This is a genomic window from Arthrobacter sp. GAS37 (genome assembly GCF_044908325.1).
GTDB lineage: Bacteria > Actinomycetota > Actinomycetes > Actinomycetales > Micrococcaceae > Arthrobacter > Arthrobacter ramosus.
In genome coordinates, this window is sequence record NZ_JBIYDB010000025.1 from 15937 (window position 1) to 27982 (window position 12046).

The 12046-nt window shown below is 64.5% G+C and carries 11 protein-coding genes; 2 read left to right on the forward strand and 9 right to left on the reverse strand.

Annotated elements, in window-relative coordinates; translation table 11 throughout:
• Positions 1 to 182: 182 nt before the first annotated feature.
• From ABH924_RS17515 to ABH924_RS17530, 4 genes are all read right to left on the reverse strand, one after another.
• Positions 183 to 1430 (reverse strand): low temperature requirement protein A, encoded by a 1248-nt coding sequence (locus ABH924_RS17515; RefSeq protein ID WP_404500824.1) that lies wholly within the window; start codon positions 1428 to 1430, stop codon positions 183 to 185.
• Positions 1431 to 1433: 3 nt separating this feature from the next.
• On the reverse strand, positions 1434 to 2093 hold the full coding sequence (locus tag ABH924_RS17520) for a hypothetical protein (protein WP_404500826.1): 660 nt from the start codon (positions 2091 to 2093) through the stop codon (positions 1434 to 1436).
• An 83-nt stretch (positions 2094 to 2176) separates the two neighbouring features.
• Positions 2177 to 3493, reverse strand: coding sequence for an ATP-binding protein (locus ABH924_RS17525; protein ID WP_404500828.1), 1317 nt, complete (start codon positions 3491 to 3493; stop codon positions 2177 to 2179).
• Between the two features lie 206 nt (positions 3494 to 3699).
• Positions 3700 to 4611: a fumarylacetoacetate hydrolase family protein gene (locus tag ABH924_RS17530; protein WP_404500830.1), complete on the reverse strand. Its 912-nt coding sequence runs from the start codon at positions 4609 to 4611 to the stop codon at positions 3700 to 3702.
• 95 nt (positions 4612 to 4706) lie between these two features.
• On the opposite strand from ABH924_RS17530, the gene ABH924_RS17535 reads away from it, so the two are divergent.
• Both ABH924_RS17535 and ABH924_RS17540 read left to right on the forward strand, forming a co-directional pair.
• Positions 4707 to 4886, forward strand: coding sequence for a hypothetical protein (locus tag ABH924_RS17535; RefSeq protein ID WP_404500832.1), 180 nt, complete (start codon positions 4707 to 4709; stop codon positions 4884 to 4886).
• The gene (locus tag ABH924_RS17540; RefSeq protein ID WP_404500834.1) at positions 4883 to 6166 is read left to right on the forward strand and encodes an alpha-L-fucosidase; all 1284 of its coding nucleotides are present in this window, start codon (positions 4883 to 4885) and stop codon (positions 6164 to 6166) included. The genes ABH924_RS17535 and ABH924_RS17540 overlap by 4 nt, the downstream gene beginning before the upstream one ends.
• 102 nt (positions 6167 to 6268) lie before the next feature.
• Here ABH924_RS17540 and ABH924_RS17545 read toward each other — a convergent pair whose 3' ends face one another.
• From ABH924_RS17545 to ABH924_RS17565, 5 genes are all read right to left on the reverse strand, one after another.
• The gene (locus ABH924_RS17545) at positions 6269 to 6940 is read right to left on the reverse strand and encodes a FadR/GntR family transcriptional regulator (RefSeq protein ID WP_404500836.1); all 672 of its coding nucleotides are present in this window, start codon (positions 6938 to 6940) and stop codon (positions 6269 to 6271) included.
• A gap of 198 nt (positions 6941 to 7138) precedes the next feature.
• A complete protein-coding gene (locus ABH924_RS17550; protein WP_404500838.1) occupies positions 7139 to 8656 on the reverse strand; it encodes an amino acid permease in 1518 nt (505 codons plus the stop codon).
• Positions 8657 to 8782: 126 nt separating this feature from the next.
• On the reverse strand, positions 8783 to 10207 hold the full coding sequence (locus ABH924_RS17555; protein ID WP_404500840.1) for an aspartate ammonia-lyase: 1425 nt from the start codon (positions 10205 to 10207) through the stop codon (positions 8783 to 8785).
• A gap of 35 nt (positions 10208 to 10242) precedes the next feature.
• The gene (locus tag ABH924_RS17560; protein WP_404500880.1) at positions 10243 to 11268 is read right to left on the reverse strand and encodes an asparaginase; all 1026 of its coding nucleotides are present in this window, start codon (positions 11266 to 11268) and stop codon (positions 10243 to 10245) included.
• A 20-nt stretch (positions 11269 to 11288) separates the two neighbouring features.
• Complete coding sequence (locus ABH924_RS17565) at positions 11289 to 11975, reverse strand: FadR/GntR family transcriptional regulator (RefSeq protein WP_404500882.1); 687 nt, start codon at positions 11973 to 11975, stop codon at positions 11289 to 11291.
• Positions 11976 to 12046: the final 71 nt, after the last annotated feature.

Here is a 12046-nt window from a genome sequence, read left to right on the forward strand (position 1 = left end):
GCATGCGCGCGTCCGGTACGTTCGTGCCGGTTTCACCATTTTCCGCCTCTCTGGGAGGCGAATCAAGGGTTGGCGGCGAAGAATCGGTACGTTCGTGCCGGTGTGTCCGCGTCGACATCGTGGGTGCGGGCCGTTCGCTGCGTTCCGGTACAGCGGTCCCGAGCCCGCACCCACGAAGCCGCCTAAGTGGCCGGGCGTGCCCTCAGTCTTACCAGCGCTGCTTCCCGGCGGGCGGACCCGCGCCGTTCGTCGATCACGATCGAGATCGCCAACGCAGCCACAATCACCATCATGCAGACAGGAACAGAGACATCCAGCGCGGCCAAGCCCACACTGCCGCAGAGCAACACGACCACGAGAGCCGTGACTCCGACGAGCCCGCGGTCGAAGCCCAGCATGTAGCCGTACAGCGAACTCAGGGCTACCTTGAACAAGGCCACCGGGACGGCGATGGTGGCTACTACAACGGTGGCGCTGATGTGGGCGGCATGATCGATGAAGAGGGCGGCCACGTGAAGTCCGCCACCAGTGGCGGCGATTGACCCAAAGATGAACATGTGACCGTATCCGAAGGCGAATGCCCGGTGCCGTTGATGATGCAGGGCGTGGCCGGACGGGAGGATGAAGTAGATCCACCACATTCCAAAGGCCAGCCCGGTACCGCCGAGACCCACGAGGGCGGCGTCAACGGACCAGCCGTGAAGGGCCACAATAGCCCGAAGGGATTCGATGGCTCCGATCAGGCACTCGCCCAGGGCGATGATGGCCAGGAGGCCGTAGCGTTCCGCGATGTGGTGCGCGTGCCACGGCGTCTTGGCTTTGCGCTCGGCGATGGTCGGCGTCGCCATTTCCAGCAGGAAAAGCGGGGCAGCCATGAGGAAATTCGTCAGGATGTCGGCGTGGACGATCAGCACCCCCACCCAGCCAATTTGCGCCACCACCAGGAATTTCGCGTAGGTCAGGCAAGCGCTTCGGCGCTCCGGATCCTGCTTCGCCGCGCGCAGCCACTGGAACACCAACGCCAACCGCATGATGATGTAACCCAGCACCATGGTGGAGTTGTCCACACGGTGGCCTTCGTCGAGCGATTGGAACATCGGTTCGATGCCCATGGCAAGGATGAGCACACCCACCATCTGCACCATGGTGACAACCCGGAAGACCCAGTCGTCAGTGTCGTAGGCGCTGGCAAACCACGAGAAATTGATCCAGGCCCACATGACGGCGAACATCGCGAAGGTGAAGCCGATCAAACCGGAGCCGAAACGGGCTTCGGCCAGTTCGTGCGCGAACTGGCTACCGGCAACCCCGAAGGCGATAACGAACGTCAAGTCGAAGAACAGTTCCAAGGGCGTGGCCGTGCGATTCAGCTCCTGGGGATCGCGCCCGCCCATGCGCGACAGTGCATGGCGCAATGGATACATGGACATGGTTCAGGGTACCGCCGGGAGGCCCCCCGAGTCCCGATCCCTGGAGAGGGCGCCCGGGTTCTTTTTGGCCCACAACAGCAGCCCGATGTACGTCAGGTCGAAGATGCTGCACAGGACGCCGATGCCCAGAATGAACAGTGAACTCTCGAGGACCCCAAAGGTGATGGTGGGCGCGAGGGTCCCGATCCACTTCGCCACAGCGATCACCAGGGATTGGCCCCGCAGGCTGCGGCGGGCCGCGAACATGGCAATGAACAAGCCGGACATCAGGAGATTCTGCAGGAACGCCGCGTACCGGGATGCGGGATCCCAGTCGAACTCGGCGATGAACAGCCACTGCACGGCGAAGGATGCAAGGCCCAGCAGGACCGACCATCCGATGAACAGCGGCCGGGTGAGAAACCCGGGAAGCTCGCGCCTGCCGAACGCGAAGAACGTGTACACAATCGCGACGTCGGCCAACGCCCAGGCAATGTTGATGACGCCCTGCACGGAGAGCCCCGTGCTGAGCGAATGCACCGAGTAGATGACCTCCCACGCGAAGTTCAGACCAAGCGCCGCTGCGGGGATCGCGTACGTCTTGTCGCGAAACCCGATCCGGATCGCGCAAATGTAAACCGTCGTCCAGGCAACGCCGCTCAGGATGGTCAGAAACAGGTTCACGGTTCCTCCTTCGGCAACGCGGGGTCACTTAGCGCCCATCCGGGGCGCGAACATGGGCCGTAAGTGACCCCGCGTTGCATTGACTAAACCCGGCCGAGTGCGTCGATGTCCTCGAGGAAGTCCTGGTGGACTTCGTCGCTGACGGTGGTGCGGGTGTCGGCGATGGCGTCGAGGTAGTCCTGGGTGACCGGTCCCTTGCGATCGTTCGACGCCGGTGCGGAGCCCCCGGCGGAGGCGCCGGCACCGTCGTCGTACACGGCTTTTTCCAAAGCGCGCTGGGAGGCGCTGCGCGCCGCGTACTCGATGTCCGCCGGGGAGAAGCCCTCTGTCCGCGACACGAGCAGCGGCACGTCCACGGAGTCCACCACGCTGGCGGGGATGAAGCGCTGCCACATGGCCTCGCGGGCGTGGATGTCGGGCAGGCCGATGGGGATGACGTAGTCGAAGCGGCCGTGGCGCAGGAAGGCGGTGTCCAGGGCGCGGATGAAGTTCGTGGCGCACACCAGGAGGCGGCCGGGCTGTTCGCGGAAGGCCGGGATGATCTTGAGGAGCTCGTTGGTGACGCCCTGGAGCGGGGACGGCGGCTCGCCGGAGCGCTGGGACGCGATCTCTTCGACCTCGTCGATGAAGACGACGGCGTGCTCCAGTTCGGCGATTTCCAGGAACGTCTCGCGCAGGGCGCCGGCCAGGCCCTTGGGGTCGGAAGCAAGCCGGGAGGGGAAGACCTCCACGAACGGCCACTCGAGCCGGGACGCGATCGCCTTCGCGAACGTTGTCTTGCCGGTCCCGGGCGGGCCGAAGAGCACGACGGCGCGCGGCGGCACCACCCCGAACTGGTCGGCGAGGTCGGCCTCGGCCAGGGGCAGGACCAGGCGGCGTTCCAGCAGTTCCTTTTCGCGGCGCATGCCGGCGACGTTTTCCCACAGGTCCCGGGCCAGGATGCGGCCGCCGAGCTGGCTGAGCGGCTCGAGTTCCTGGCGCTGGACCGGGATGGTCCGCTCGAAGTAGTGCAGGTTCTGCTTGAGCAGGAAGCCGCGGCCCAGGAACGCCTCAACCCGGGTTTCGGACTCCGGCATGAGGGCCGAGAGCTTGTTGAGCCCGTGCGGGGTCATCCGGTTCTCGACGGCGGCCAGCAGCGAGGTGCCGATCCCGCGGCCACGGAACTCGGGCAGCGTGGCCAGGAAGACGATCCAGCCCTGGTCATGGGCCGCGCGTCCGACGGCGGCGCCCACGACCTGCTCGCCCTGCACCGCCACCACGGCGTGGTCCTTCTCGCACGAGGCCAGGACCTCGGAGAGCGCATAGACCGGCTCCACGTTGTCGGCCTTCAGCGACTCCCACAGGTGCAGGATGCCGTCCATGTCCGAGGAATGGAAATCCCTGATACGCCAATTGCTCATGCCCTGCTCCTTGGTGGATCGCCATCGATTGCCTGGTGTTGAGCATAGGCGAACTGGTGGTGGAGAGGGGTTGCGCGGGCGTTGCGTTACGCGGCTACCCCACCGGGCGCAACCGCAAGCCCTGCGTGCCGCCGTCGATCGCCAGGGGCGTGCGCGACGTCGAACCGGTGACCAGAGCTACGAGCCCTTCCTTTCGAACTCGGCGCTCACCGCGTGGCCTTGTCAGTGCCTACTGCCGCAAGCGAACCTGAACGGGCCCGGTAGAACTCTTGCCTCTGGCGGCCGAGCCCTCCTACCTCAAGCTCCACCACGTCGCCGGGCTGGATGTACGGGAAGCGGCCGGAGAGCGCCACGCCTTCCGGGGTGCCGGTGAGAATGACATCGCCGGGCTCCAGGACCATGTACTGGCTGAGGTGGTGGACCACAGTGCGGACGTCGAAGATCATGTCGGAGGTGTCCGACGATTGGCGGATCTCGCCGTTAACCCAGGTACGCAAACCGAGGTGACCGGCGTCGAGCTGGTCTGCCGGAACCAGCCACGGGCCCAGGGGAGTGGACTGCGGAAGGGACTTGCCCTTGGTCCACTGGCCCGCGGCTCCGGGCAGTTGGTAGTCGCGTTCGGAGAGGTCGTTGGCGACGACGTAGCCCGCGATGCAGTCCGCGGCCTCCTCCGTGCTGGAAAGGTATGACGCTTCGCGACCGATGACGATTCCGAGTTCCACCTCCCAGTCGTACTTTTCCGACGACGGCGGGATGGGCGCGGCGTCGAAAGGGCCACTGACGGTGTTGCTTGGCTTCAGGAACACTACGGGTGATTCCGGTGGCGTGGCGCCGGATTCGGCCGCGTGGGCCGTGTAGTTGAGGCCGATGCAGACGACGTTGCCAGGCCGGGCGATGGGCGAACCGATCCGGAGTCCCTCGGCCGAAATCTCGGGCAGATTCCCGGCCGCAAGGGCTTCCCGGGTGCGTGCGATGCCGTCCGTGGCGAGGAACTCTCCGTTGATGTCCTTCGTCAGCGGGTCAAGGCTGAAGTATTTTTCGGTGCCGTTGGCGTCTTGGGCGATGACTACCGGCTTTTCATTTCCGGCAGTGCCCAGCCGGGCGAATTTCATGTTCATGTATTCCTCCGTGCTCTGGCTCTAACATCCGAGCTCTAGTCTGCTGTTGCTCTCCATAATACGGAAATGTGACCCATTGACAATGCAGACATCGGATGTTTACGCTCGTCCAGGCAAACGACCTGCTGCCAAGCAAGGTGGATGTCCACGACGGCTGCTACTGGCCTCCGTCCGCACCCGGGGCCGGCGGTGAAATGGTCGGCGGCTCGCTGATCGACTACAGCTTTCCCGACGGCCCGATGTGGGCCGCGGATACAAGGAAGGAATCCCGTTGATAATGCAAGCACCTTGGTTTACGGAGTCCCGGTTCGGCATGTTCGTCCACTGGGGCCTGTACGCCCTGCCGGCCCGGCATGAGTGGGTCATGAACCGCGAACGCATTCCTGCTGAGGAATATGAGAAGTACTTCCAGCACTTCAACCCGGATCTCTACGATCCGCGGGAATGGGCCCGTGCTGCGAAGGATGCCGGCATGAAGTACGTGGTGCTGACCACCAAGCACCACGAGGGCTTCTGCCTTTGGGATTCCGCACTCACCGACTACAAATCCACCAAGACGCCGTCCGGCCAGGACCTCGTGACCCAATACGTCGAGGCACTGCGGGAATTCGGACTGAAGGTGGGTTTCTACCATTCACTCATTGACTGGCACCATCCGGATTTCATCATCGACGGGTTCCACCCCGAACGGGACAACCCCGACGCCGGAAAGCTCAACGAGGGCCGCGACATGGCCCGCTATCGCGAATACCTCCATGGCCAGGTGCGCGAGCTGCTCAGCAACTACGGCCAGATCGACTACCTCTTCTTCGATTTCTCCTACACCAGCGAGGACCACAAGGACATCTGGGGCGGCAAAGGCCGAGAGGCGTGGGGTTCGGTGGAACTCTTGAAGATGGTCCGGGAACTCCAGCCGGGCATCATCGTCAACGACCGCCTGGACATTCCGGGCGACTTTGCCACGCCCGAGCAGTACCAGCCTTCCGGGCCCATGGTGGTGGACGGCGTCGAGGTGCGTTGGGAGGCATGCCAGACCCTGAACGGCAGCTGGGGCTATGACCGGGACAACCTGGACTACAAGTCTGTGGATCTGCTGGTGCGCATGCTTGTGGATGGAGTGTCCAAGGACGGAAACCTGCTCCTCAACGTCGGCCCCACTGGCCGCGGAAATTTCGATCCCCGGGCGGTGGAGTCCCTCCGCGGCATCGGCGACTGGATGAAGCTGCATTCGCGGGCCATCTACGGAGCAGGCCCTGCGGCCTGGACCCCGCCAGCCGATGCCCGGTACACGCGCCGCGGTGACCGCCTTTACGTGCATTTGTTTGCTTGGCCGTTCGAATACGTCCACCTCCCCGAACTAGCCGGCAAGGTGGAATACGCCCAGCTGCTCAACGATGCCTCCGAAGTCGCCATGCTTGAGATCTCACCGGACCGGGAGGCAATCAACACCACCCCTGGAGGACAACCGGCAGGTACCCTGACACTGAAGGTGCCTGTCCAGCGACCGGACGTGGCGGTGCCCGTCGTCGAACTCTTCCTGAAGCCCGGGGTGTAGCGTGCCGGAAACCATTGCCCTGCACACCCGGCTCAAACCGGGTGCCGAGCAGGACTATGCGGATGCCCATGCCGGGATCCCCGCCGAGCTCTTCGGCGCGAGCTAGAGCGCCTGGCGCAACCAGCTTTCGACGCCGCTGATATGGACCGTCACGAGCGCCCGGACCAGCTCGGCGTCGCCGCGTTCCAAGGCGTCCGCGATGGCCTTATGCTCGGCGAGGGTATGCGCCACGGCTTTTTCCTGTGTCAGCCCCCGCCAAATGCGGGCCCGGACGGTGCTGCTGGAGAGCGCCTCGAGCAGGCCGGCGAGGTAGTCGTTTCCGGCGGCCTGGGTGATGATGCCGTGGAATTCGAGGTCGTGCGCCACGAGTTCTTCGACGTCGGTGTTCTCGTCGATTCCGTCCATCGTGGCGCGCAGGGCCGTGAGTGCCCTGGGAGTGATCTTGCCCGTGGCGATGAACGCGGTGGCGGGCTCAAGGATTCGTCGGACCTCAAAGAGTTCCAGGATGGAACGGTCCTGATGAAGATCAACGACGAACGCCACGGCCTCGTTGAGCAACTTGGCGTCAAGGCTGGTGACGTAAGTGCCGTCCCCACGCCGGACGTCCAGAACCCGGATGAGTTCGAGGGCTTTGACAGCCTCGCGCAGGGAGCTTCGCGAGAGGCCGAGCCGCTCGCTCAGTTCCTTCTCCGGCGGGAGGCGGTCCCCGGCCTTGAGTTCGCCGCGGATCAGCATGTCCTTGATCTTGCTGATCGCTTCATCTGTGACAGCCATGGCTACATCCTAGCGGCGAATGATCCGATGTCTGGCACCCAACTAACTCGCATTTGTTGTCGTTTAGGAGCCTCAAAACGACAACAAATGCGAGTCAGTTGGGGGGCCCAACGCACGACGGCGGCACCCGGGTTCCGCGCGAACGGAACCTCAGGTGCCGCCGTCGGGCACTTAGTTTTTGGGCGAGCGCTGAAAGGGCTAGATCTTGCTCTCTGAACCGGCAACCGGCAGGTTCGCGATCACGGGAGAGCTGCCTGTGAAGCCGTCGCGCGCCGCGGCGAGTTCGTGGATCTGCTTGCGGCACAGGTACCAGCCGACCACCATGAGGGCGCAGGCAATTGCCGTGACCAACATGGTCAGCGGGGAATCGATGAACACCATCACCAGCACGCCCGCCAGGAACAGCAGCGAAAGGTAACCGGTGTAAGGGGCGCCGAACATCCGGAAGGACGGACGCTTCAGCCAACCCTTGTCCGCCCAGCGCTTGAGCTGCATCTGGCACAGGACAATGGTTGCCCAGGTTACGACGATGCCCACGGAAGCGACGTTGAGCACGATTTCGAACGCCTGCGCCGGGACGAGGTAGTTCAGCGGAACACCGAGCAAGGAGACGCCGGCGGTGATCGCGATGCCGCCGTAAGGGACACCGGCCTTGTTCATGCGCTGGGCGAACTTCGGAGCCGAACCGGCCACGGACATGGAGCGCAGGATTCGGCCCGTGGAGTACAGCCCGGCGTTCAGGGACGACAACGCCGCCGTGAGGACCACGAGGTTCATGATCACGTCCACGCCCTGGATGCCGATGTGGCCGAAGAACGTCACGAACGGGCTGACGCCCTTCTCGTACGAGGTGTACGGCAGCAGCAGGGCCAGCAGGATGACGGAGCCGACATAGAAGACAGCGATGCGGAAGACCACGGAGTTGATGGCCTTGGGCATGATCTTCTCGGGGTTTTCGGTCTCACCGGCCGCCGTGCCCACGAGCTCGATCGAGGCGTAGGCGAACAGCACACCCTGCATGAGGATGATCATCGGCAGCAGGCCGTTGGGGAAGATGCCGCCGTGGTCCGTGAGGAGGCTGAATCCGACCTCCTGGCCCGGTACCGGCGTGCCGAAGATGACGAAGAAGGTGCCGACCACGAGGAAGGCCGCCAGCGCGGCCACCTTGATGAGCGCGAAGTAGAACTCCATTTCGCCGAACACCTTGACGGAAACCAGGTTCAGGCTCAGGACTACCACCAGGGCGATCAAGGCCCATGCCCACTGCGGAACAACGCCCATCCAGGGGACGTATTTGCCGAAGAAGTTCATGTAAAGGGCCGCGGCGGTGATGTCCACGATGGTGGTGGTGGCCCAGTTGATCCAGTAGAACCAGCCGGAGACAAACGCAGCCTTCTCGCCGAAGAACTCGCGGGCGTAGGAGACGAAGGAGCCCGACGACGGGCGGTGCAGCACGAGTTCGCCGAGGGCGCGCAGGATCAGGAAGGCAAAGAAGCCGCAGACCGCGTATGCGATAACGAGGGAGGGGCCCGCAGCGTTGAGGCGGCCGCCGGCACCCAGGAACAGGCCGGTGCCGATGGCACCGCCGATCGCGATCATCTGGATCTGACGCGGCTTCAGGCTTTTGTGATAGCCCTTGTCCTCGGCGTGGAGGAGCTTTTCAGTGGCGTGCGCCTGTGGCGGGACCGTGTGGTCCGTGATGGGTGCATTGGTCATGGGAATCCTTAAGGGGTGTCCTGTTTGGGGGTCCGGATCTCGCCGTCCGGCCTGTCTTTTCGCGCGTTTCAGGCCCGACGGCGGCGAGTGAGCGCCGCCGTCGTCGGACGTTTTGCGCGGCTCAGCCTAGTTGCTGAGGTTGGCCAGGCGTTCGGGACGGAGGAGCTCATCGAGCTGCTCCGAGGTCAGCAAGCCGTGTTCGAGAACGAGCTCAGCGACACCTTTGCCGCTTGCCAGGGCCTCTTGGGCGATGGCAGTGGCGGAGGCGTAGCCGATGTGCGGATTGAGTGCCGTGACGAGTCCGATCGACTGCTCTACCGTGAGGCGCAGGCGTTCGGTGTTCGCGGTAATGCCCCGGATGCAGCGCGACGTGAGTGTGCGGCACGCGGCTTCCAGGTGGGAGATGCTCTTGTGGAGGCTGTGGACGATAATCGGCTCGAAGGCGTTCAGCTGGAGCTGTCCCGCTTCGGCTGCCATGGTGACAGTGACATCGTTGCCGATGACTTCATAGGCCACTTGGCTGACCACTTCCGGGATCACCGGATTGATCTTGCCTGGCATGATGGACGATCCCGACTGCACAGCCGGGAGGTTGATCTCGCCCAGTCCCGCACGCGGTCCGGAGGACAGCAAGCGGAGATCGTTGCAAATCTTGGAAAGCTTGACGGCGACGCGCTTGAGCACGCCCGAGAGGTGGACGAACGCGCCCACATCCTGGGTGGCCTCGATGAGGTCGACCGACGTGACCAGGGGCAGGCCGGTGATCTCAGCCAGGTGCCTGCAGGCTGCTGCGGCGTATCCAACGGGGGCGTTCAGGCCGGTTCCGATGGCAGTGGCGCCAAGGTTGATCTCGTGGATGAGTAGCTGGGACTCGGCCAGTCGAGCCCGGTCCTCGCCCACAGTCACGGCGTAACCGCCGAATTCCTGACCGAGGGTCATGGGGACGGCGTCCTGCAACTGCGTGCGGCCCATCTTGACCACGGTGCGGAATTCTTCGCCCTTTTCCGCGAACTCGACCTGAAGTTCCTGAAGAGCCGAAAGAAGGCCCTGGACCGAGAAAATGGTGGCCAGGTTGACGGCGGTGGGGTACACGTCGTTCGTGGACTGGCTCAAGTTGACGTGGTCGTTCGGGTGCAGCCTGGCGTAGTCGCCCTTGGGGTGGCCAAGGATTTCAAGGGCACGGTTGGCAATGACCTCGTTGGCGTTCATGTTGGAGCTGGTGCCGGCACCGCCCTGGATGACATCCACCATGAACTCCTCGTGGAGCTTACCGTCCAAGATGTCCTGGCAGGCCTGCTCGATCGCGTCCGCCCGTTCGTCGTCCAGGAGGCCGAGCTCGCGGTTGGTGCGGGCGGCGGCGAGCTTGACTGCGGCGAGGCCCTTGACGAGGTTGGCGTTGCTGGCCAGCGGGTGGCCCGTGATGGGGAAGTTCTCGATGGCACGCAGCGTGTGCACGCCCCAGTAGGCATCAGCAGGGACGTCGCGGTCGCCGAGGAGATCGTGTTCCGAGCGGAACCCTGGAATTGTCGTGGAGTGCACGGCAGATGTCATTGCTGTCCTTTGGTCTTTGTGCTTGTTTGACTTCGTCAGTTGGATGCGAGGAAGTTCGCGGCACGCAGCACGCCAACTGGGTGGCCGCCGCCCAACACGGGCGCACTGGCGAGCGTGGCGAGCTGGCCGCCGTCGAGCCCTAGTTCCTCAAGGACGCGGACGGTGACGGGCATGCGTGCGCGGTCGCCGCCGTCGGAGATCTTGATGGCGATGCCGGTGCCATTGCGCAGGCCGATGAGCTGGAGGCCTTCGAAGCCGTCCTTGGCCAGCAGCCCGGGAACCGTACGCATGATGGCTGCGACGTCGCGACCCTCGCCGGCCACCATCTCGGGGAAGGCGCGCATGGCGTGGGCTACCTGGCCTTCTGCTTCCGTGTTGTCCGCCGCGGCCATACGGCCATAGGCCCGGGCCATGCCGTGCAGGCTGTGGGCAAAGAGCGGGGTGCCGCAACCGTCCGTGCTGATGGCCGCTGCTTCTTCGCCCGTGAGTTCGGTGATGGTGTCCTTCACGAGCACCTGGAGGGGATGCTCGGGATGCAGGTAGCCCTGGACGGGCCAGCCGTTGATTACGCACGTGGCGGCCATGGACGCGTGCTTGCCGGAACAGTTCTGGGCGAGCTGGGTGGGCTGGCCGCCGGCGCGGAGCCATGCTTCGCGCTCGGCGGTGCCGTAGGGGAGGTCGGTGCTGTTTTCCAACGCGCTTTTGTCCAGGCCATGCATTTCGAGGATCCGTGCGGCGCCGTCGAGGTGCATCGCGGCGCCGGAGTGGCTTGCCGCGGTGAGGGCGAGGAGGTTCTCCGGAAGCTTGAGCCCCGCCCGGACCATGGCGACCGCCTGCAGCGGTTTGAGGGAGGACCGTGGGTAGAACGCGGCGTCGGGCTCCCCCGCTTCGAGGAGTGTTTCGCCGTCCGGCCCGACGGCGATGAGGGAGCCGTAGTGGATGCTCTCGACCAAGCCGTCGCGGGTCTGTTCCGCGAGGGGGACGTGGCGCGGGGTCGTTGGAATGGTTGCTGCCGGGGGGGTTAGCGGCATAGCGGGGCGCGTTGCATGCGGGGTGGGCATGACTTCCTTCAGTTGGTGGATCATTTGCTGAGGATGGTGTCCAACGCAACGCTGACGGCGCTGAGATGGTCGGCCATGGCGGCTTCGGCGGCGGGAGCGTCACCGGCTTCGATGGCTTCGACGATGCGGAGGTGTTCATCGTCTGAAACATGCTGACGGTCGGCCACCATGTTCAAGGTTTCTGATTGATGGGCCAGGGCTTCGCGGATGTCTGCGACAACGCTTTCGAAGACCTTGTTGCCGCTTGCGCGGGCAATGGCAGAATGGAAACTGGCGTCGAGGCTGACCCAGGTCTCAGGGTCGGTCTCGGCTGCCATTGAACTCACGATTTCCTTGAGGTGTTCGAGTTCTTCCGGGCTGCGGCGTTTTGCCGCCAGGCCGGCTGCCGGGACTTCGATATGCGGGCGTGCCTCATTGAGGTCCCGTGCCGAGTACTGACCGAGTGTGAGGTCATTGGCCACCCGGTCCGCGACGACGAACGTGCCTTTTCCGGTCTTGGTGACCGTCAGCCCGAGCGCAGTGCAGGAGCGGAGAGCCTCACGGATAACCGAGCGGCTCACCCCGTACTGCGTGGCCAAGGTGGCTTCAGAGCTGAGTTTGGCCCCGACTTCCACGGTTCCGTCTTCGATGTCCTGGCGGATCGAGCTGAACACGGCTTCCGCGGCACTGAAGCGGGCGAGGGGCCGAGGGCTCGATGGCCCGGGCACTTGGGCCGGCCGGGGGACGGCGCCGCTTGTGGCGGTGCGCTGGTCAGCCGCAGCTTTCTGGCTGACGGCTG

Excerpts from the sequence above, each read along its gene's own strand:
- ABH924_RS17550 (WP_404500838.1), bottom strand. The coding sequence starts at position 8,656 with ATGACCAATGCACCCATCACGGACCACACGGTCCCGCCACAGGCGCAC.
- ABH924_RS17555 (WP_404500840.1), bottom strand. The coding sequence starts at position 10,207 with ATGACATCTGCCGTGCACTCCACGACAATTCCAGGGTTCCGCTCGGAA.
- ABH924_RS17560 (WP_404500880.1), bottom strand. The coding sequence starts at position 11,268 with ATGCCCACCCCGCATGCAACGCGCCCCGCTATGCCGCTAACCCCCCCG.
- ABH924_RS17545 (WP_404500836.1), bottom strand. The coding sequence starts at position 6,940 with ATGGCTGTCACAGATGAAGCGATCAGCAAGATCAAGGACATGCTGATC.
- ABH924_RS17530 (WP_404500830.1), bottom strand. The coding sequence starts at position 4,611 with ATGAACATGAAATTCGCCCGGCTGGGCACTGCCGGAAATGAAAAGCCG.
- ABH924_RS17525 (WP_404500828.1), bottom strand. The coding sequence starts at position 3,493 with ATGAGCAATTGGCGTATCAGGGATTTCCATTCCTCGGACATGGACGGC.
- ABH924_RS17535 (WP_404500832.1), top strand. The coding sequence starts at position 4,707 with ATGTTTACGCTCGTCCAGGCAAACGACCTGCTGCCAAGCAAGGTGGAT.
- ABH924_RS17515 (WP_404500824.1), bottom strand. The coding sequence starts at position 1,430 with ATGTCCATGTATCCATTGCGCCATGCACTGTCGCGCATGGGCGGGCGC.